The sequence below is a fragment of the Rheinheimera hassiensis genome (assembly GCF_022436675.1).
GTDB classification, from domain to species: Bacteria; Pseudomonadota; Gammaproteobacteria; order Enterobacterales; family Alteromonadaceae; genus Alishewanella; species Alishewanella hassiensis.
The window spans coordinates 123,503-144,667 of the sequence record NZ_JAKUJZ010000006.1; the positions used below are offsets into that span (position 1 = coordinate 123,503).

Annotated in this window: 20 protein-coding genes; 13 read left to right on the plus strand and 7 right to left on the minus strand. The window is 48.4% G+C overall.

Annotation, left to right across the window (positions count from 1 at the left end):
• The first annotated feature begins 252 nt into the window (after positions 1-252).
• Both ppnP and MJX74_RS14055 read left to right on the plus strand, forming a co-directional pair.
• Positions 253-534 (plus strand): pyrimidine/purine nucleoside phosphorylase, encoded by a 282-nt coding sequence (ppnP, locus tag MJX74_RS14050; RefSeq protein WP_240223446.1) that lies wholly within the window; start codon positions 253-255, stop codon positions 532-534.
• A 20-nt stretch (positions 535-554) separates the two neighbouring features.
• On the plus strand, positions 555-2,357 hold the full coding sequence (locus MJX74_RS14055; protein ID WP_420851409.1) for an ABCB family ABC transporter ATP-binding protein/permease: 1,803 nt from the start codon (positions 555-557) through the stop codon (positions 2,355-2,357).
• A 30-nt stretch (positions 2,358-2,387) separates the two neighbouring features.
• On the opposite strand, the gene aqpZ is transcribed toward MJX74_RS14055, so the two are convergent.
• From aqpZ to MJX74_RS14070, 3 genes are all read right to left on the minus strand, one after another.
• Positions 2,388-3,080, minus strand: coding sequence for an aquaporin Z (gene aqpZ / locus MJX74_RS14060; protein WP_240223447.1), 693 nt, complete (start codon positions 3,078-3,080; stop codon positions 2,388-2,390).
• 239 nt (positions 3,081-3,319) lie between these two features.
• Positions 3,320-4,354 (minus strand): NAD(P)H-dependent flavin oxidoreductase, encoded by a 1,035-nt coding sequence (locus MJX74_RS14065; protein ID WP_240223448.1) that lies wholly within the window; start codon positions 4,352-4,354, stop codon positions 3,320-3,322.
• 90 nt (positions 4,355-4,444) lie between these two features.
• A complete protein-coding gene (locus MJX74_RS14070) occupies positions 4,445-5,023 on the minus strand; it encodes a TetR/AcrR family transcriptional regulator (RefSeq protein ID WP_240223449.1) in 579 nt (192 codons plus the stop codon).
• 101 nt (positions 5,024-5,124) lie between these two features.
• On the opposite strand from MJX74_RS14070, the gene MJX74_RS14075 reads away from it, so the two are divergent.
• On the plus strand, positions 5,125-5,607 hold the full coding sequence (locus tag MJX74_RS14075; RefSeq protein ID WP_240223450.1) for an HPP family protein: 483 nt from the start codon (positions 5,125-5,127) through the stop codon (positions 5,605-5,607).
• Positions 5,608-5,716: 109 nt separating this feature from the next.
• Here the strand turns inward: MJX74_RS14075 and MJX74_RS14080 are convergent, their stop codons facing one another.
• On the minus strand, positions 5,717-6,544 hold the full coding sequence (locus tag MJX74_RS14080) for a restriction endonuclease (protein ID WP_240223451.1): 828 nt from the start codon (positions 6,542-6,544) through the stop codon (positions 5,717-5,719).
• Positions 6,545-6,842: 298 nt separating this feature from the next.
• On the opposite strand from MJX74_RS14080, the gene MJX74_RS14085 reads away from it, so the two are divergent.
• Positions 6,843-7,547, plus strand: coding sequence for an esterase/lipase family protein (locus MJX74_RS14085; protein ID WP_240223452.1), 705 nt, complete (start codon positions 6,843-6,845; stop codon positions 7,545-7,547).
• Positions 7,548-7,586: 39 nt separating this feature from the next.
• Here MJX74_RS14085 and yjjG read toward each other — a convergent pair whose 3' ends face one another.
• From yjjG to MJX74_RS14100, 3 genes are all read right to left on the minus strand, one after another.
• Positions 7,587-8,291, minus strand: coding sequence for a pyrimidine 5'-nucleotidase (yjjG, locus tag MJX74_RS14090; protein ID WP_240223453.1), 705 nt, complete (start codon positions 8,289-8,291; stop codon positions 7,587-7,589).
• 226 nt (positions 8,292-8,517) lie between these two features.
• Positions 8,518-9,438: a Gfo/Idh/MocA family protein gene (locus MJX74_RS14095; RefSeq protein ID WP_240223454.1), complete on the minus strand. Its 921-nt coding sequence runs from the start codon at positions 9,436-9,438 to the stop codon at positions 8,518-8,520.
• A gap of 90 nt (positions 9,439-9,528) precedes the next feature.
• Positions 9,529-10,401, minus strand: coding sequence for an MBL fold metallo-hydrolase (locus tag MJX74_RS14100; protein WP_240223455.1), 873 nt, complete (start codon positions 10,399-10,401; stop codon positions 9,529-9,531).
• A 114-nt stretch (positions 10,402-10,515) separates the two neighbouring features.
• Between MJX74_RS14100 and MJX74_RS14105 the strand changes: the two genes are divergently transcribed.
• The 9 genes from MJX74_RS14105 to MJX74_RS14145 all read left to right on the plus strand — a co-directional run bounded on the left by MJX74_RS14105 (position 10,516) and on the right by MJX74_RS14145 (position 21,160).
• Positions 10,516-11,265 (plus strand): sulfite exporter TauE/SafE family protein, encoded by a 750-nt coding sequence (locus MJX74_RS14105; RefSeq protein WP_240223456.1) that lies wholly within the window; start codon positions 10,516-10,518, stop codon positions 11,263-11,265.
• Between the two features lie 22 nt (positions 11,266-11,287).
• Positions 11,288-11,686, plus strand: coding sequence for a rhodanese-like domain-containing protein (locus MJX74_RS14110; protein WP_240223457.1), 399 nt, complete (start codon positions 11,288-11,290; stop codon positions 11,684-11,686).
• Between the two features lie 15 nt (positions 11,687-11,701).
• Positions 11,702-12,106: a YeeE/YedE family protein gene (locus MJX74_RS14115; RefSeq protein ID WP_240223458.1), complete on the plus strand. Its 405-nt coding sequence runs from the start codon at positions 11,702-11,704 to the stop codon at positions 12,104-12,106.
• A 10-nt stretch (positions 12,107-12,116) separates the two neighbouring features.
• Complete coding sequence (locus MJX74_RS14120) at positions 12,117-12,515, plus strand: DUF6691 family protein (protein WP_240223459.1); 399 nt, start codon at positions 12,117-12,119, stop codon at positions 12,513-12,515.
• A 133-nt stretch (positions 12,516-12,648) separates the two neighbouring features.
• Positions 12,649-14,277: a methyl-accepting chemotaxis protein gene (locus tag MJX74_RS14125; RefSeq protein ID WP_240223460.1), complete on the plus strand. Its 1,629-nt coding sequence runs from the start codon at positions 12,649-12,651 to the stop codon at positions 14,275-14,277.
• Positions 14,278-14,373: 96 nt separating this feature from the next.
• Positions 14,374-15,408: a porin gene (locus MJX74_RS14130; protein WP_240223461.1), complete on the plus strand. Its 1,035-nt coding sequence runs from the start codon at positions 14,374-14,376 to the stop codon at positions 15,406-15,408.
• Between the two features lie 150 nt (positions 15,409-15,558).
• Positions 15,559-16,776 (plus strand): methyl-accepting chemotaxis protein, encoded by a 1,218-nt coding sequence (locus MJX74_RS14135; protein WP_240223462.1) that lies wholly within the window; start codon positions 15,559-15,561, stop codon positions 16,774-16,776.
• Positions 16,777-16,967: 191 nt separating this feature from the next.
• Complete coding sequence (locus tag MJX74_RS14140; protein ID WP_240223463.1) at positions 16,968-18,044, plus strand: efflux RND transporter periplasmic adaptor subunit; 1,077 nt, start codon at positions 16,968-16,970, stop codon at positions 18,042-18,044.
• On the plus strand, positions 18,041-21,160 hold the full coding sequence (locus tag MJX74_RS14145; RefSeq protein WP_240223464.1) for an efflux RND transporter permease subunit: 3,120 nt from the start codon (positions 18,041-18,043) through the stop codon (positions 21,158-21,160). The genes MJX74_RS14140 and MJX74_RS14145 overlap by 4 nt, the downstream gene beginning before the upstream one ends.
• The last annotated feature ends 5 nt before the right edge of the window (positions 21,161-21,165 follow it).

The following is a 21,165-nucleotide window of genomic DNA, read 5'->3' on the forward strand; positions in this document are numbered from 1 at the left end:
TGTTCTCCCTGGAGGTGTTATTAAGGACATCTGAATATAAAGCGCTTTTATGGCAGATTCATTAACTTTATCTGCTTAATTTCGCTTATTTTCTTACATCTAACCGTCAATAAAATTTACACCACACTAACCAACTGTTTTACATCAAGATGTAAATTAAATAGACGTAAAGCCATCTAATTTTAAGGCACTACTTCCATCTGGCGTCAGGATCAGGTTTACTGTGTCAGACCATAATTAACGGAGCCCGATATGTTTAACGTAAATCAATATTTTGATGGCAAAGTTGCCTCTATTGCCTTTCAGGGCGAGCAGTTACCGGCAACAGTGGGTGTAATGGCACCGGGCGAATATGAGTTTGGTACCAGCAAGGATGAAGTGATGACAGTGATAAGCGGAGCGCTTACCGTGTTACTGCCGGGAGCAAACGGCTGGCAAACCTTTAGCCGCGGCCAGCATTTTTCTGTGCCAGCCGACAGTAAGTTTCAGTTGCAGGTAGCAGTAGATACAGCGTACCTTTGCACCTATGCCTGATGAGGTAACAAGGATCAACTATGCGCGGTATGCGCTCTGCTGCAAAACAACCTGAACCCGCGAAAAGACCTGAAGCAACCAGCCTGAAACAGACATTGGCCATGTTATGGCCTTATCTGTGGCAATTTAAATACCGCGTATTGCTGGCTTTATTGGCATTAGTTGCCGCTAAAGCCGCCACCCTGCTAATGCCACTGGCACTGAAACACATTGTCGATGCACTCGATCAGGGCCAGCACAATTTGCTGGTTGTGCCTCTGGCTATGTTATTGCTGTATGGTGGCCTGCGCTTTGCCAGTGTGTTTTTTGGCGAAGTACGCGATGCCCTGTTTGGCCGGGTAACCGAGCATGCCATGCGCAAGCTGGGCCTGCGGGTATTTCAGCATCTGCATAGTTTAGAGCTGGCGTTTCACCTGGACCGGCAAACCGGCGGTATTAGCCGTGATATTGAGCGCGGCACCAATGGCCTGAGTTTCTTAATGCGCTTTTTAATGTTTAATATCGCGCCAACCTTATTTGAAATTCTGGCAGTAGCGCTGATTTTCGCTACCCTGTTCTCGCCGCTTTACTCTGTTGTTACCGTGCTGGCTGTTGCGGTGTATATCTTTTTTACTGTGGTTATTACCGAATGGCGCAACAAATACACCCGCGAAGCCAACCAGGCCGATAACACCACTAACAGCCGCGCCGTTGACAGCCTGCTGAACTATGAAACGGTAAAGTATTTTAATAACGAGCACTACGAAGCACAAACCTATGACAGCTTTCTGGCAAAGTGGGAGCAAGCCCGCTTAAAAAACCGCTTAAGCCTGCTGGCATTAAACTCGGGCCAGGCACTGATTATTGCTGCGGCTATTACCGCACTAATGTGGTTAGCCGCCGATGAAGTGGTTAGTAAACAGCTGACGCTGGGCGATTTAGTGATGGTGAATGCTTATATGATCCAACTATTTTTACCGCTTAACTTTTTGGGTTTTGTTTATCGCGAAATCCGCCGGGCGTTAACAGATTTAGAAAATATGCTCGGCTTACTTAAGCGCAAACCGGATATTACCAACGTAGCGGATGCCACCACTCTCAAGCTTGCTAACGGCAGTATCCGTTTCCAGCAGGTCGATTTTGCTTACCAGAATGAACGCCCTATTTTGCAGCAGTTAAGTTTTACGGTACCACCCGGCAGCAAGGTTGCGATTGTGGGCGCCAGTGGCGCCGGTAAAAGCACTATCGCCCGGCTGCTATACCGCTTTTACCGTATCAGCGGCGGCAGTATCAGCATTGATGATCAGGATATCAGCACAGTTACACTGGACAGCCTGCGCCGTGCTATTGCCATAGTGCCGCAAGACACCGTGCTGTTTAACAGCAGCATACGTGACAATATCCGCTATGGACGCCCCGATGCCAGCGAGCAGGAGGTTGAACAAGCGATAGACTTAGCCCACCTGCGCGGCTTTATCAACAGCCTGCCGCACGGCGATGCTACTCAGGTAGGCGAGCGCGGGCTAAAAGTATCTGGTGGCGAAAAGCAGCGTATAGCTATTGCCCGGGCTATTTTAAAGAAATCGCCGATTCTGGTATTTGATGAGGCCACTTCAGCGCTCGACTCAACGTCCGAGCAAGCCATATTACAAGCCATGCGCGAAGTAGCCCGCAATCATACCAGTGTGGTAATAGCACACCGGTTATCTACTATTACTGATGCCGACAATATCATCGTATTAAAGCACGGCCGGCTGGCTGAGCAAGGCAGCCACAACGAATTGCTGGCCGCCAACGGTGAATATGCACGGATGTGGCAGTTACAACAAAAACAACAAAGCTAATTGTAACTGCCAACAGGCCAGCGCTAATAACTATGCAGTTTTGGGCCCACTGATATAACGATATATCAATGCCCCTGCTATAGCGCCAACTATCGGAGCTAACCAGAACAGCCATAACTGCATAACGGCCCAGTCACCAACAAACACCGCCACACCGGTGCTACGCGCCGGGTTAACCGAGGTGTTAGTTACCGGTATGCTGATCAGGTGAATAAGCGTTAAACACAGCCCTATGGCTATCGGCGCAAAGCCCTGCGGGGCACGTTTATCAGTTGCGCCCATAATGACAACCAAAAATAGCATGGTCAGCACCACTTCCGTCACCAGTGCCGCCTGCAGGCTGTAACCGCCGGGCGAATGCGCGCCATAGCCATTGGAGGCAAAACCTGCCGATACATCAAAACCAGCTTTGCCGGTGGCAATGCAATACAGTACAGCACCAGCAGTTATAGCCCCCAACACCTGTGACACTATATAAGGCAACAACTGATTCGCCGCAAATCGGCCGCCGGCCCATAAGCCAATTGATACAGCAGGGTTTAAATGGCAACCCGAAATATGGCCAATGGCATAAGCCATGGTTAATACCGTTAAACCAAAAGCTAACGACACGCCGGCAAAACCAATACCTAACTCCGGAAAGGCCGCAGCCAATACAGCGCTGCCACACCCGCCCAGCACCAACCAGAAAGTACCGATAAACTCCGCGACATAAGATCTCATAGTGTTTTTCCTTGTTTTAATTAACCATCTTCCAAAATCGCAAACAGCAAACCAGCACACCGAGACAACCTGGTTACTGTCATACAACACATTGAAAATACTCTGAACACTCAGAAACAGCAAGATAGAAACAACTCAGCGGCATCGACTTATCAACCGCAAAACCATGATGACAGATAAAGCAGTCTATCTTGCTGATAGATAAAAGATTGGCCGCTGAGTCGGCCTGAAGAGCGGCTTTATAAACCTGCCAATTCTTTTGTAAGCAGCTTTGCTGAAATCTCTTTGCAGCCGCTTACGTTTTGCCCGGCCCACAAAGGCGAGAAATCGCCGCGGTCCAGGCTCTCAGCCTTCGCACGCAGCGGGGCAATGGCAGCCGATGCTAAAGGAAAATCAGGGGCTATATGATTTATTGGCCCAAGTTCACACATTAAGCGGTTCACGATCCCACGAGCCAGCCCCCCACTAAACAGGTTGGTAAGCGCAGTAACCCGAGCAGAATCTTGTTTTAAGGCTGTGCGATGCACTGCCGTTGTTGTGGCTTCGTCGCACAGTAGATACGCTGTGCCGATCTGTACAGCACTGGCCCCCAGCTTTATAGCAGCGGCAACTCCTTGCGCGTCGGCAATACCACCAGCCGCGATGACCGGAACACTCACCGATCGCACGATCTGCGGAATCAACGCAAAAGTGCCTACCTGGGTAACAATATCTTTTGATAGAAAAAAACCACGATGTCCACCCGCTTCGATCCCTTGAGCTATAATGGCATCAACTCCGTGCGCTTCTAACCACAGAGCTTCATCAACAGTTGTGGCGGTAGACAGGATTTTCCCGCCCCATCCGCGTATCCGTTCAAGCAGCTCAGGTTCTGGCAAGCCAAAGTGAAAACTTACAACCGGTGGCTTAAACTCCTCAAGCACATCGGCAGCTTCAACACTAAATGGTGAGCGCCCCGATTGCCTGGCTATTGTGTTCACATCAATGCCGTACTCACTGAAATACGGCGAAAGTGTCTGCCGCCAGTTTCTTTCGGCTTCATTGTCAGGTGTGGGAGGCTTATGGCAGAAAAAGTTAACGTTGTATGGTTTTGTGGTTTGACTGCGGATTTTTTCCAGTTCATTGCGCAAACTCTCTGTGCTTAGCATCGCACATGGGAGCGATCCGAGGCCTCCGGCATTGGAAACTGCAACGGCGAGCGCATGCCCCTGAACACCTGCCATTGGCGCCTGAATGATCGGCAACTCTATGCCAAGAAGTTTTCGTATGTTCATAGCGTCTCTCAATGATTAGGGTCAGATAAAATTTAAACATAATTTTTCAGGATTTTAGTTTTTATCTGCCCCCGTTTATTAGTCGCCGGCTTATTCCCCGGTATAACTATTCAGAATGGTTTCCAGTATTGCTTTGGCTTCTAATGCCGCATCAAGATTTCCCCCGACATGAGCCGTTGAGATTGCTCCCTCCTTCAGCAAAACCACCAGGTTTCTGATCTCCTTTTTTATTCCCTCTGGAAGGGACAATTTATCAACATGCTCTTGAATCAACTTTGTTATGCCAGCCTTGTGCTCGCCACAGGCCCGGTGGATCGCATTGTCCCGGTCGCCATACTCAGCACAGGCATTGATGAAGAAACAGCCGTGGAAGTGGTCGATATCCGGCACCCGACTGTGAAACCAGTCATCCAGGGCGTTGAAAAGCTCCAGTAAGGCAGATTTGCCCACAGAAACACACTCCAGTCTCGATATAAGCCAAGCCTGGTAGTTACGATCACGGTAGCGGACGGCCGCCTCCACCAGATGCTCTTTGCTGGGAAAATGATGATAAAGCGTCTTCTTGGCTATACCGGATTCCGATAATACCAGGTTCACCCCGACAGCATGGATACCCTGGGTGTAGAACAATTTAAAGGCGGTACGAACCAGCAGTTCTTGTTTATCCATAGTTATACCCAAATCACACCTGACTTTTTGCATCTTGACACAAGTAGACAACACTGTCTACTATAGGTAGACCAATCTGTCTACACATGGAGATTTTACCTATGCACCAACGCCTGACCACTTCACGCTTACTTGTCCCACTGATAGCAGGCCTCGGAGCAATGCTGTGTATTACCGCTCTGAGCAGTCTGGGTGGCGACGACAACTCCACTCTTTGGTTGATGGCTCCTTTTGGCGCAACCATGGTAATCCTATTCGGATTGCCGGAAAGCCCGCTGGCACAGCCCAGAAACATCATCGTCGGTCACCTGTTAACCACTGCGATCGGCCTTTCTGTGGCGGCCTTGGCAGGCGTTTCACCCTGGTCTATGGGGTTGGCAGTAGGACTAGCGGTAGGCTTGATGCTGGCAACCAATAACACTCACCCACCGGCAGGGGCCAATCCTTTGGTCGTAATGCTCGCGGGCGAACAATGGGATTTCCTGGTGATGCCAGTGGCTGCGGGAGCCTTTCTGATTGTGGCGTTCGGGGTGCTATACCATCGGCTTATTTCCGGGCAAAGGTATCCGAATCGGTGGCTGTAAATAGCTCCTTTAAATCAAGCTGAGCTGTTAAATCCGAAATAATACCGGAGCCCGGCTTGCTTATTCACATAACGCTTAAAGCTGCGGCTGCGAAGCAGTCCGGCAGCCTTTACTTGTAATGCTCTTTGTTGAGAGTGTATTCAATTTCACCACTATTAAAGTCTTCGAGAACTGCATGAACAAAATCCATTGCATCTACAGAAATGGATAGCTCTTGTTTATTTAATTGCCACAGAACAGTAACACTTTTGATTTTTAGCTTTTCAGTTGTAGGCAAAACTATATAGGCGTTCTCTGGTTCAATTACTTCAGTATTTGGAGTATTTAGCTGACCCAAGTTAGCTACAATCTTTGAGTCCAGCCATTCCCCAATAAAACTAACTACCCCGCCATCTTTAATTGAAGAGTCGTAAACATTGAATGATATTTGACTGCCGTGCATATCAAAGTATGCCTTTGTATCTGTATCTTTGCCGTCAAAGGCCAGCTTCATATCTAAATATTGATTCTGATACAGTTCACCATTCACATTCACAATTTGGATACATCCATCCCAATCAGAACCTTGTGGAGGCCTAATTTTCTTCAGGTTGATTTCATAATGACAGCAAAAATCAATTACACCGGATTGAAAGCCTTGTGTGGTGACAATTAACCCCTGACTACTAGGGATATCACTTAGCAATCCCAACATATTTCTTGCGTGTATAAGAGAAACAGGCTTTGTATAGTATTTGCATTCGATTAAGACTTTATGGCTTACACCTACGTATCGATACTCCCAGAAAACATCTATTTGATGCTCAACACCAGATTTCCCTTTTATCTTTACATCGTGCCGTACAGCAATATTCTCTACACCTTCGGATTCAAGAATTGCCTTATAAATTTTTTGAGTCAGTAACTCGTAATCTTTAGATGTTTCACAAAGTTCCAATACTTGCTCCTTGAACTTAACATTTTATTCTTGAGCATGCTCATTTCCTCAATTCCTATAGAGGAAACACACCAAGGTAGCGCATTGAAAAATAACTACAAATACCTGACCTTGATTATCATGTTCTAGAAAAATAAGCATGCGTTATATTTCTGCGCCACACTGCATTAAATACCTAACTTATAGGATGTAAATATATTCAGCAACCTGCTTATTAATGTTTGCCAGCACTAAAGTGCTATGGTGCATTTTTCGCCAACTGCTTAGCTTAGTTTGCAACCCAACAGGAGCTAACACCATGTATAACTATAAAAAATATCTGCTTACCACCCTTTTTACCGTTTTGGCCAGTTGCAGCCTTATGCTGCAGGCGGCCTGTGTTGATGCGGTGGTGCTGGTGCATGGCAATACCGCCACGCCAGCAAGCTGGGATAACACCTATAACTACTTACTGACCAAAGGCTACAGCAGCAGCGATATTTACCGGCCGGACTGGGGTTCGAAAAGCTGTGCCGCCTGCAATGACCACAGCGGCAGCGAAGAAACACCGGTACGCAATGCACTGCAACAGGCCTTAGCCAATTCCTGCACCGGCAAAATAGATGTCATCGGCCATTCAATGGGCGCTACCCTGGCGGCACAGCAAATAGACAAGCTGGCGATAGCGTCACAGGTAAACAGTTTTGTTGGTATTGCCGGCGCGTTTCGCGGCTTATTAAGTTGTGGTGTTTACCCGTACAATGTATGGAGTTCTACCTGCGGCAGTGCGGGTTTATCGGTGTCGAGCCCGTTACTGGATAGCTTGTACGGCACAAGCTTTGCTCAGAAAGTGTATTCAATCAAAAGTTACAGCGATCAGGTGGTGTGTGGCAGCGGCAGCTGTTTGGTATACGGTATTCACAGCAGCAGTATATGGGGTGAAAATGCCAGCTATAACTACGTGCTGGGGCATTTGGGCCTGCAAACCGACACCGCGGCACAGCAATACCAGCTGATTAAATAGTGCTCTGAATCAGCCGGGCCGGTTTGCTTTTGCTGCCCCCTAACCTGTCAGCCACTGTTGCAATTGCAGCAGTGAGCTGACTTCATGCTTCGGCGTTATGCCTTGTGGCCGCTGTGCACAATGGCGGTTTAACCAGCAGGTGTCGATGCCGGCGTTAATGCCGCCTTGTATATCTGCATGCGGGTTATCGCCCACCATTAAAATATGCTGTTTTGGCGGGTGACCCATTAAGGCAAAAGCATGGTTAAAAATATCAATATGAGGTTTGGCTACACCCACCTGTTCAGAGATCACCAGCGGTGAAAATACATCGGCAAAACCGGTGCGTTCAAGGCGGATTTGCTGCAACTCAGTAAAACCGTTAGTAATAATACCCAGCTTAACCCGACCTTTTAAGGCCGTTATCAGCTCAGTAGCGCCCGGCAGCGGCGTGCAAATATCCGCCATTGCCAACATAAAGGCGCTGTTCAGCGCTGAAGCACTGGTATTAAGTTTGTCGGCCCAGGGCGTAAAACGGTTCACCTGCAGCTGCTTAGCGCTTATTTCACCTTGCTGGTATTGCTGCCACAGCGGCAGGTTAATTGATTGGTAATACTGGTATTCGTCTGCATTAAACTGATATTGCTGGCGGGAAAACATTAACTGCAACCCTTTGAACGCATCGAAATGAAACAAAGTTTCATCGGCATCAAACAAAATCCACTGGTAACGCACTGCTGCCCCCTTAGCAAAAAATAGCGTCATAGTTTATCAGCTTTACCACTTGCTATATATGCTTTGGCTCATGCCGCAGGATTTGTTACGCCGGTTATAAACACTTACATTTTGTCGCTGGGCAGGCAGTGCTAACGAGGTTATTCTTGCGTTGTATCAAAGCACGCGACATGGCAGTTATATAGTATGCCGGTTGCGTGGTACCTTTTGTGGTAATTGGCCGCTCAGAGTCCCAACCCTTTGAGCGGCCATTTTTTTAGCTGGTGCTATCTTGCTGTAGTTGCAGCACTACCTTTTCACACAGCTGATGGCTGCACAGCGCCGCCTGATTCATCGCCGGGTTAGTACCACCTTGCTGCAACTTCAGCACAAAAGCCTGCAGCATGTTAACAAAACCGCGCTTATACAAGGTATTTTGCCAGTCATTAAAGCCAAGTAACTGCTGCTGGTTATTAGCGGCGTAATGCCCCTGCACCAGATTATCAATTTGCCAGTGCTGATTTGCGCCAAAGTATTCCAGCCGCTCAAAACTATTTCCGGCTATGCGGTTCATTGATACAGAAAACGCCGCGCCCTGATATTGCCAATGTACCTGAACACTAGCCAGTTGCCGGCCGGTATAACTGCCATAAACCTGCGGCTTCAACTGTGCCGGGTTTTGTATACCACCGGCATAAAGCGCAAAGTCCAGCAGATGAATAAAATCATCATAAATAAAAGTGCGGCTATCCGCTGGCAGGTTATAGCGGTTTTTCTGATAGTGCAGTTGTATTGGCGGTGTGGCTAAAGCAGCCTGATATAAGGGTGCATAACGGCGGTTAAAACCAACAAATAATGGCAGGTTTTTCTGCTGCGCCAGTGCCAGCAGTTGCTCACATTCAGCCAGGTTGTAACTGAGCGGTTTATCAATAAACACCGCGATACCGGCCTGCAATAATTGCGTGGCGATAGCAAAATGGCTGTCGGTGCTGCTGTGGATCATTACAGCGTCAGGCTTAGCAGCAATTAGCTGCGTAAGCTCTGTGTAGCCTTCTTTAATACGGTACTGCTGCATTAGCTGGTGCAATACAGCCGCCTGGCGGGTGCACAGCAGTGGTGTAATGCCCGGCATAGCCGCTATTAAGGGTAAATAGGCTTTTTGCGCAATATCGCCAAGCCCCAACAACGCTATTCTCATGCTGTAACCTTGTTTATTTGCTTTGCCGCCAGATTACGCTAAAGCAATAAGCCGCAGCAAGCGCGGCACCAATTACAACAAGCCGTCTGCTTAAAATTGTTTCAGCGGAATTTTTATATAGCTAACACCATTGTGATCTGTCTTTGGTAACTGGCCGCCACGGATATTCACCTGCACAGAGGGATAAATTAACCTTGGTACCGCGAGGGTTTTATCGCGGGCTTCGCGTTTTTGCACAAACTCCTGCTCAGGCGTATCGGCTTTAACATGGATATTCTGTGTTTTTTGCTCCGCCACACTGGTTTGGTATCTTAGTTCGCGGCCATTAGGCTGATAGTCATGACAGATAAAAATACGCGTATCATCCGGCAGCTGATAAATACGCTGCACGGAGCGATATAGAATATGTGCATCGCCACCTGGGAAGTCACAACGGGCGGTACCGGAATCTGGCATAAACAGTGAGTCACCAACAAACAGGTTGTTTGCAATCAAATAACTAACACTGTCGTTGGTATGACCCGGGGTATTCATTACCTGCGCGGTTACACTGCCTATGCTAAAGCGCTCGTTATCTGCAAATAACTTGTCAAAATAGTCACCTTTGGCTAGCAATTCGTCGTCATTAAGGTTAAACACCAGTTTAAAGGTTTGCTGTACTTTGCGAATGCCCTCACCTATTGCCACCGGCGCGCCGGTTTTAACATGCAGATAATGTGCTGCAGATAAATGATCGGCATGGGCATGGGTTTCTAAAATCCACGCTACGGTAAGATTTTTGGCGGCAATATAGGCCAGTATATTGTCAGCGTCTGTTGTGCTAATCAGGCCGGCGGCAGCATCGTAGTTCAGCACAGGGTCAATAATGGCGGCGGCATTAGTGCTGTTATCCGTGACTACATAGCTAAAAGTTGAACTGTCTTTATCGAAAAACATTTCAATATGCACGTTATTAGCAGCCATACTCACCTCATAAATTAGAAATATCTAAATTTCATTGCAGCTTAGCGAAAACCACATTAGAATGCAATTAATGTTATAAGCATATTCCAATAAGTTATATAGGACAAACACATTATGCTGGCCTTACTTGGTGCAATAGTGATTGGTTTAAGCCTGGGTCTGTTTGGCTCCGGCGGCTCTATACTGACTGTGCCAGTATTGTTGTATCTGCTGCATATGTCACCTCAGTTGGCTATTGCCTCTTCGCTGTTGATTGTAGCCGGTATCAGCATGTTTGGCTCAGTGCGTAATGGCTTGCAACGGCTGATTAGCTGGCGTCATGTTATGTGGTTTGGTATTCCGGGAATGGCCGGTACTTATGGCGGCGCCTGGCTGGGCACTTTAGTTGATGCCCGCTGGCAGCTGTTGGTCTTCGCCATGCTGATGCTGGTCGCCGCAGTGATGATGTGGCGTAGCAATATTGGCGGACCTGGCAACGGCAAAGCGTTTAAACCGGTAAAAATTGTTATTGATGGCCTAATTGTCGGGGCAATAACCGGCTTTGTTGGCGTAGGTGGCGGCTTTTTAATAGTACCCGCATTAGTGCTACTGGGCGGTTTATCTATGCCAGTTGGTGTTGCTACCAGCCTGGTTATTATTGCCATGAAGTCCTTTGTCGGTTTTGGTAAATACTATTGGGTGATGGCTGCAGACGGCACCGTATTTGACTGGCACACAATAGCCCTGATGATTGTTGCCGGTATTGCCGGGAGCTATGTTGGTGCTGCCGTTGGCAAACGCTTACCTAAACAGCAGCTTCAACGTGCCTTTGCGGTGTTTTTAGTGATTATGGCGGTAGTAGTAATCTATCAATCTGTTATTTAATTTCAACAAGCAGGAGCGTCAGATGAAAACGTCACAGCAGTTAATAGCCGAGGCAAAAGCAGCCATCAACGAAGTCAGTATTGCAGATCTTAGCAGCGCGCTTAAAACCGATAGCGAAACCGTGCTGATAGATGTACGCGAACCGGCAGAATTTACCCAGCAGCATATAGCGGGTGCGGTAAATTACCCACGCGGTGTGCTGGAAATGAACATTCATAACCACCCGAAAGTAGCGGCCAGTGGCTGTGCGCAGGACATGGCGCTGGCGCAGTTAGCACAAAGCCCGCTGTATTTAATTTGCCGCTCCGGCGCTCGCTCGGCATTAGCGGCAGAAGCATTGCAACGCATGGGGTTTACTCAGGTGTATTCGGTAGCCGGTGGTATACAAGCCTGGCTGGATGCCGGTTTAACTGTTAAATAAGAGCTGGAGCAGACAATGGAAAACTTCACCCCGGTTGAAGCCCTGATTGGCGGCGCCATGATAGGCTTGGGCGCGCTGATTTTATTGGTATTTTATGGCCGTATTGCCGGTATTTCCGGCATCGCCAGTTCAGCCTTATTTACCCGCGAAGGCCGCAGTTGGCGGCTGGCATTTATAGCCGGTATTGTCGCCGGCCCGATACTACTTAGTGCAGTAATAACTGATTTTAGCTACAGCACACCAGAGCTTAGCTGGCAGATTATTGTTGCCGGCTTATTGGTAGGTATTGGCACCGGCTGGGGCAGCGGCTGCACCTCAGGCCATGGTATTTGTGGCGTAAGCCGATTATCGCCACGCTCTATCACTGCTACTGTGCTGTTTATGTTAAGCGGCATGCTGGTTGCCACCCTGCTGCGTTAAGGAGACTGCCATGCCGATTATTTTCGCTTTTATCGCCGGGCTGATGATGTCAGTCGGTGTTGCTTATTCACACATGATAGACCCAAACAAAGTACTGGGCTTTTTAACGCTGAATGCTAACTGGGACCCAAGTTTACTATTGGTAATGGCAGCAGCACTTGCCGTATATAGCTCTGGCTACTGGCTGTTTATCGGCAAAGCCAAACCGGTGTATGCCCAAAGCTTCAGCTTACCCAATAACAAAGCTCTGGATAAACCACTGGTAATCGGTGCCCTGGTGTTTGGCGCAGGTTGGGGTTTGGTGGGTTATTGTCCCGGCCCGGCACTGGCCGCAATCAGCTCTGGCAGCCTTGGCACACTGGCCTTTATTGCCGCTATGGTTACAGGCTGGTTTATTACTAAGTATTGAATATGGCAAAAAAAAATCATAAATTAAGCGGTTAATTTCTTTTACTACCTCACCTTCACTAAATCAGCTGGAAAAAGTGAACTTTATCAACCACACTCTGCAAGCTCCCCCATCCTTGGATTAAGGTGTACCCATGTTCCAAAATATCTCTGTCAGAACAACTCTTTTTACTATTTTAGTGCTTTTTAGTGTGTGTTTGGCATTACTCAGCGGATATTCCTGGTTAACCGCAAAAGCTGGCAAAGATGACATTTCACAACTATATGATCTGTCGGTACGTCAGGTTAACCCGATAAGCGATATTTACAGCCTTACTCTGCGTAGCCGGTTAGCATTGGCAGGCGGTTTTATTGAGCTACAGGCTGGCCAGGCCGACAAGGCAAGTACCAGCGCGCAGCGCGCTGCCGTTTTTCTCAAAGATGCCAGAGAAAAGCTGCCTGCAGTACTATCGGCAGGCAGAGATACTGAGAATCAGGAACTTATTTTAAAATTAGAGCAAGCCTTTCAGCAGTATTTTTCTGCTATCGAAAAAACAGCAACCGAGCTACAAAGTGGTGATCAGGCACGCTATATCACTGCCAATCTGCAGGCCCGCGATACTAATGTAATCTGTTATGAACTGATGAAAACCTTTATGGACCGGGCGCAGATAACCAACAATAATCAAATGGAAGATGCTGCTAAACGTTATAGCACAACTACCTTAATGAGCTTATTTTTCGTAGCCGCTGCAGTGGTAGCGTTATTTATCAGTTGGCTGATTATAAACAGAACCCTGATCCAGCCACTAAGCCTGGCAGGCACTCATTTTGATCGCATGGCAAAAGGTGACTTAACTACCGATATTGCAGTACAAAGCGATAATGAAATTGGTAAACTCTTCTTTGGTTTACGTCATTTACAACAAAGCCAGCGCGAGACAATTGGCGAAATCAGTAACACTGCAACACAACTGGCCTCGGCCGCCGAGGAGTTAAGTGTCATTACCTCTGAAAGCTCTAATGGCCTGGATTTGCAAAATGCTGAGCTACAACAAGCAGCCACCGCAGTAAATGAGATGACAGCCGCGATAGACGAGGTTGCCCGTAATGCGCTAACTACCTCAGAGGCATCTAAACAATCTAACGAGCTGGCAGTAGTGAACTTGGCTGAGATCAAACTAACCATTAAGCAAACTCAGGATATGGCTGCAGAAATGAAAATTTCGGCGCAATTGGTTCAAGACTTATCAGTTCAGGCCAAAAATATTGGCCAGGTGCTTGATGTTATCAGAGCGCTGGCGGAACAAACAAACCTGCTGGCACTTAATGCAGCCATAGAGGCAGCCAGAGCAGGCGATGCGGGCCGCGGCTTTGCCGTAGTTGCTGATGAAGTAAGGGCATTAGCACACAGAACCCAGCATTCAACCAGCCAGATAGAGAGCCTGATCAGTACAATACAGCAAGGCACATCTAAAGCAGTCCAGTCTATTGAGTCCAGTTCAACCTTAGCCGGTAACACGGTACATATGGCAGATAAGGCCGGACAAGCCTTTCAACAAATTTGTGATTCTGTCAGTACTATTAACGACCGGAATCTTCTTATTGCTACGGCCTCAGAAGAGCAAGCCTATGTAGCAAGAGAAGTAGATCGTAGCCTTGTAGCCATAAGAGATTTATCATTGCAAACCGTTGCCGGAGCCACCCAGACAAACGAGGCGAGCCAAAGCTTAACCACCATGGCCAGCCGTCTGATGGACATGGTTAAAAAATTCCGGCTATAACTGTTAACCTCGCTTTGTGACAGTCGTCAAAGCAACATTCAACACAGGCGTAGTTATTAAAGAAAATTACAACTAGAAAACCAAACAGGTGTTTTTATGAAAATGAACAAACTTGCTGCTACCATTCTGATAATCCTGCCGGTCGTGTCTATAGCTCACGCGGCTGACTATAAAATCTATGGCCTGGCACATGTGTCGGTTGATCATCTGGATAACGATCAGAGCAGTGGCCTGAATATCTCCAGCAACTCCAGTCGGTTAGGTGTTCAGGTTAGCCATGAAGTCGAGTCCGGGCTAAAAGTACTGGCACAGATTGAAACACTGGTAAGGATAGAGGAAGGTGATACTGGCAGTGATTACTTTGACGCACGAGACAGTTATGTTGGCCTGCAAGGCCGCTTGGGCTTAATCCGCATTGGTTACTTTGATACACCGATGAAAAAAGTACGCTCTCGTACCGATTTTTTTGGTGATAAGGTTGGTGATGCCCGTAATATTGTCGCCGGTGGAGGCGTTAATCTTGATAAACGCTTCAGAAATGGTATCCACTACCAAAGTCCGGTGCTGCACGATATGACCTTTGATTTGCATTACTCCTCCAACGACTCCACTGGCAGTACTGCTGAAAATGAAGATGACGCCATCAGTAGTTCCATTACCTACAATGCTCATGGCCTGATCCTACTACTGGCTTATGAGCGCCAAAACCAGTTAGCTGATGCCCAAGGTGCTGAAGTGGAGGCATTTAAAGGCCTGCGCGTGGGTGCTCGCTATAAAATAAACGATCTGTGGCAAGTATCTGCATTGGCACAGCAAACAAAAGATTTCAGAGGCGGTGACCGTGATGCCTGGGGCTTCGGTGTGTCATACAAACTAAATGCGTATGATATCTCTGCACAATATTACCGCTCCGGTAATGGAGACACTCCCGACAGCGACGCCAATATGCTGGCTCTTGGCGTGGAACGTGCTTTTGACAAATCGCTGAGTGTATATGCTGCAATTGCCCTAACCGATAACAGTGAAGCGGCTAGTTTTAACGTTTCTGCAGGAGGCCATGGTAAACGTCTGACCATAACCCCTGCCGCCGATCCTTCAGCCATATCGGTAGGCGCAATCTACAGATTTTAATGGTGTTGTTTTGGTAGCAGATAACACTCTGCTACCATTTTTGGTAAAGTTTGTGCCAGATCAACACCAGTGCACAGCAACAGTCGCGGCTGGCAAAAGGCTATGTTATGCTAATTTCTATTATTATATTCTGGCAGGACTTGCGACCTTATGACTGGTTTTACCTCTCTTTACCTGTTTATTGAACGCACTTTCTTTGGCACTTTAAGCCGTAAAATTATTGGTAATATCAGCTTTTTAGCGTTGTTTTTCCTGCTGGCGCTGTATCTGGCGTATCCTGCCTCCGGGGCTGACAGCCACTGGTGGTTATTGCTGGTGCTTGGCGTATCAGCCTTTGTGTTTACTATCGGCTATATGCACTACCTGATTGTACGGCCGGTTAAAGCTCTGGTGTCGGCACTGCATGACACCAACCGTAAAGGCACAGATCTTAACCACCGCCTGCCCGCTTTTACTTATGATGAATTTCGTACTCTGTCAGAAGAGTACAACCAGTTTGTCAGCCAGTTGGGAGTGTTGCTGGGCGATATTCACCAGCAGGCCGGCGAAACCCATTTGGTTAACGAGCAGGTATCCGGTGCGGTAAAAAGTACCCGCAGCCATTTACAGGATACCGAAAAGCGTAGTGGCCAAATTCGCCGTGAAAGTGATGAAGTACTGCAATACTTATCCGATATCGTGCAGCATGGCGATCAGGTGGGCCAGGTTTCCGGCGTCGCCGTAGATAAAGCCAGAGTAGCCAGCAACCAAATGCAGCAACTAACCGGCCAGTTATCAGGCATTGTCACACTGCTTAATAGCTTTGGCAGTACTATCAACGGCTTGCACAAAAACTCAGAAAATGTGCGGCAAATTCTGGTGATGGTAGAAAACTTTTCCGATCAAACCAACCTGCTTGCACTCAATGCCGCAATAGAAGCCGCCCGCGCCGGTGATGCCGGCCGTGGTTTTGCCGTGGTAGCTGACGAGGTGCGCACGCTGGCGGCGAAAGTAAATGACGCCACCAAGCAAATTTCCGGCTTTTTAAATGAAATGGAGCAACTGGTGGGCGACACCCGCACCGAATCGCAAAGCCTGAACCAGCAAGCACAACAAGCACAGCAGCAAATTGATAGCACCAGCGCCGAATTCAGCCAGTTGCAACAAGAACTACAACAAGCCAAAAGCGGTATTCAAAACATTAATAACACCGTACTTGAGCTGGAGCAACGCTACCAGCAAACGCATCAGCACTTATCGGCTATTGAACAGGTTACCGGCGATGCCTATAACCAAATGGCCTCTATTGATCAAGCGGCAAAAGATCTGTTGTCCGGCACCGCCCGTACTCAGCAGCAACTGGCACGTTTTGCCCGCAATCAGCAATAAAACCAGCCATGGTTACATCAGTTTCGGCTACGCCAAACACTTGATTAGCCGTCGTTGTCCGCTGTGATGATAAAACGTTAAGCTGGCTATATTTGCTTACAGTTGCTTACTTGCCGCTATTTATAGCTGCCGGTATATTCCTGTCTAACGCTATACTGCACTGAGTTTATTGTTGCTGCCAAGGATTTTTCATGTTTAAAAAGCTTTCTTTGTCTCCTGTTCTGATTGCCGTAGTTTTAAGTCTGGCTCTTATTTTTTGGCTGTTTAGCGGCGACAATTACAGCGCTAAAGCAGATGCACCTGCTGAGCAGCAAATCCCTGTTGTTGAGTTGTCGCAAGTTGAAGCACGCTGGTCAGATGCCGAGCCCTATCAGGCGAAACAAATTGCCCAGGGACAGGTGTTGCCCTGGCGTACCGTAAGTATTAAATCGCAGCGAGCTGGTACCGTTGAGGCGTTACTTAAACAGCAAGGCGATACCGTTAAACAAGGTGACAAACTGCTGCGCTTGTCAGACGAAGGCCGCACAGCCTTACTGGCGCAAGCGCAGGCTAATCTTAAGCTGCGCAAAAGCGAGCTTGAGAGCGCCCGTACACTGGGTAAATCAAAATTTTTATCGGCCACTGAGCTAACCAGGCTGGAAAGTGAACTGGCTCAGGCTGAAGCTGAACTGCAAACTGCCCGGCTTGCAGTGACACAAACAGAACCTGTCGCGCCGTTTAACGGCGTGGTAGACCGCCGCCATATTGAAGTAGGAGATTTAATTCAAACCGGTACCGAGCTGATGCAACTGGTACAAATTGACCAACTTAAAGTAACAGCCCAAATTCCACAGCAGCATATTTCCGCATTAAAACAGGGCCAGGATGTTACCTTGCGCTTGCTTGAAGGCCGTGAATTAAGCGGCGAGCTTAGCTTTATCAGCTATGCTGCCGACACCGCCACCCGCAGTTTTTATATTGAAGTCACCGTAGCCAACCCCGAGCTACTGCGTATTGCCGGTGGCAGTGCCACGGTTGAAGTACAGCTTGAGCCCGTGCAGGCGCACCGGATCTCCCCCGCCCTGCTGAGCCTGGATACCAGCGGCCATCTTGGTGTGTCAGTTGTCGACGAACAGCAACAGGTGGTGTTTTATCCAGTGGCGATATTAAGTGCTGATAACGACGGCGCCTGGGTTAGTGGCTTGCCACAGCGGGCGCAAATTATCACTCAGGGCGCAGGTTTTGTCCGCACTGGCGATAAGGTTCTGGTTGCCGGAGCCAAGCCATGAACAGCATCATTCAGGCGGCTATTCAGCGCAGCCGCGCCAGCTTAATGCTACTGCTGTTTCTGTTTATTGCCGGTATTACTGCTTACCAGTCTATTCCCAAAGAAGCCAACCCGGATGTGGCTATCCCGATGATGTACGTGTCGATGTCGCTTGATGGCATCAGCCCCGAGGATGGCGAGCGACTGCTGGTAAGGCCTATGGAGCATGAACTGCGCTCATTAGAAGGCATTAAAAAGATGACGTCTACCTCCAGTGAAGGCCATGCCTCAGTAATGCTGGAATTTGATGCCGGTTTTGATGCCGACAAAGCACTGGCCGATGTGCGGGTTAAAGTAGATGCCGCCCGGGCCAAACTGCCCAGCGAAGCTGACGAACCTACAGTAAATGAAATTAACGTTGCCCTGTTTCCGGTGTTGTCCGTCGGCTTATCCGGCCCAATATCAGAAAACCAATTAGTCTTTATTGCCCGTCAGTTACAGGAAAATATTGAAGCTATTCCTGAAGTGCTGGAAGTCGATATCGGCGGCGACCGCGAAGACTTGCTGGAAATAGTGGTAGACCCTCAGGTACTGGAAGGCTATGGTTTGGATTACCAGCAACTGTTCACCTTGGTATCAAACAATAACCGCCTGGTTGCTGCCGGTAGCTTAGATACCGGTGCCGGCCGTATGGCGATGAAAGTGCCAGGTGTTATTGAAAATTTAGACGATGTCTTGTCAATGCCCATTAAGGTAGACGGCGATACCGTGATCACCTTTGGCGATGTGGCAACCATCAGCCGCAGTTTTAAAGATCCGCTCGGTTTTGCCCGTATTAATGGCCAGCCGGCAGTGGTACTGGAAGTAAAAAAACGTAGCGGTGCCAATATCATTTCCACCATAGAGCAAACCAAAGTACTGATTGAGCAAGCCAGCAAAGCCTTTCCTGAAGGCATGCAGGTTGACTACATTATGGATCAGTCTACTGAAGTGAAAAACATGTTGTCCGATCTGCTGAACAACGTGTTAACCGCTGTGGTGCTGGTACTGATCCTGATTGTGGCCACCATGGGTGTGCGCTCTGCAGTATTAGTAGGCATTACAATTCCGGGTGCGTTTTTTGCCGGTATTTTGCTGATTTATGCGCTGGGCTACACCATGAATATTATCGTGCTGTTCGCGCTGATTTTAGTAGCCGGTATGTTGGTAGACGGCGCTATAGTCGTCAGTGAACTGGCTGATCGTAACCTGGCTGAAGGGCAAAAACCGAAGCAAGCCTGGGCCAATGCCGCCGGACGGATGGCCTGGCCTATTATCGCCTCCACCGCCACCACTGTTGTAGTATTTATGCCGCTGCTGTTCTGGCCCGGTGTGGTAGGTCAATTTATGAAATACCTGCCTGCCACTGTAATTTTGTGTTTGCTGGCATCGTTATTTATGGCGCTGATTTTCTTACCGGTAATGGGCGGGCTCAGTAAAGCGCAGCCCCCGGCCCATGAAGTCGCGCAAAGCCGACCGGGTAGAGCCTATCGCGGTCTGCTGGCACGCTTGTTACGCCACCCGGGCCTGACCTTTGCCGGTATGCTTGGCACTATGGTAGTAATCTTTTTTGCTTACGGTAAATATAACCATGGCCTGGAGTTTTTCCCATCGGTAGAGCCTGAATCAGCCCAGGTTTGGGTGCGCGCCCGTGGTGATATGTCTATTTATGAAAAAGATATTTTGCTGCAAAAAGTAGAGCAGCGCCTGCTGGGGCTGTCAGAGGTTAAAGCACTCTATGCCCGCTCACTTGCCAGTAGCAGCGGCGAACTGGCACCCGATGTGGTCGGTACCTTGCAATTTCAATTTATTGACTGGTACGACAGACGCCGCGCGGCAGATATTCTTAGCGAAATGCGCGAGCTGACCAAAGATATCCCAGGCGTTATTCTGGAGTTTCGTCAGCAGCAGGAAGGCCCGGCTTCCGGCAAACCGATAGAGCTGCAGGTCAGTGCAATGGAAGCTGCCGCAACTGAAGAGGCAGTAACACAAATTATCAGCCAAATGCAGCAAATGGGCGGCTTTGTTGATATTGAAGATGACAGGAGCTTACCCGGTATCGAGTGGCGTATAGAAGTTGACCGCGCTGCAGCTGCCCGTTTTGGTGCCGATGTGCTAACCGTAGGTAATGCCGTACAGATGATCAGTAACGGCTTGTTGCTGGCTAAGTTTCGCCCGGAATATGCCAGCGATGAAGTCGATATTCGGGTGCGTTTTCCTGAAAACTGGCGCTCTTTAGATCAGTTGGGCCGGTTAACTATTCAAACTCAGCGTGGTCAGGTACCGCTGAGCAACTTTGTTAAACTGGTACCAGCCCCGAAAACCAGTATCATTAAACGCATTGACGGCAACCGTGCTGTAACGATAAAAAGTGATTTGGTACCAGGAAATCAGGTTGGCGAGCGCTTACAAGCACTGCTGGGCAGTGATATTAAGCTACCCGACAACGTACATATTAAAACCGCCGGTGAAAGTGCTGATCAACAAGAAGCCATGACCTTTCTGATGGGCGCTTTTGCTACCGCTATCTTCCTGATGCTGATGATTTTACTGGTACAATTTAACAGCTGGTATCAAAGCCTGCTGATTTTATCTGCCATTATCTTCTCTACCGCCGGTGTTCTGCTTGGCTTGCTGGTTAACGGCCAGAGCTTTGGCATAGTTATGGTGGGTATGGGTATCATTGGCCTTGCCGGTATAGTGGTAAATAACAATATCGTCTTAATTGACACCTATAATCAACTACGTGACAGCGGCTTGTCAGCTATTGATGCAGCACTGGAAACCGGCTGCCTGCGCTTACGCCCGGTGTTGTTAACGTCAATTACTACAGTATTGGGCTTATTGCCAATGGTACTGGCGGTGAATGTTAACTTACTGGAGCCCAGCCTGGGCTTTGGCGCGCCGTCAACCCAGTGGTGGACACAGTTATCCAGCGCTATTGCCGGCGGGCTAACCTTTGCCACCCTGTTAACTTTGTTTTTAACCCCCTGCATGCTGGTTCTGGGTGAAAAACTGCGGCCACGCAAAACCGAACCAGATGCTGAACCAATCAGTAGCAGTGACGATATTGCGCTATTGCTGAAAAAGCGCGCCTGATACTG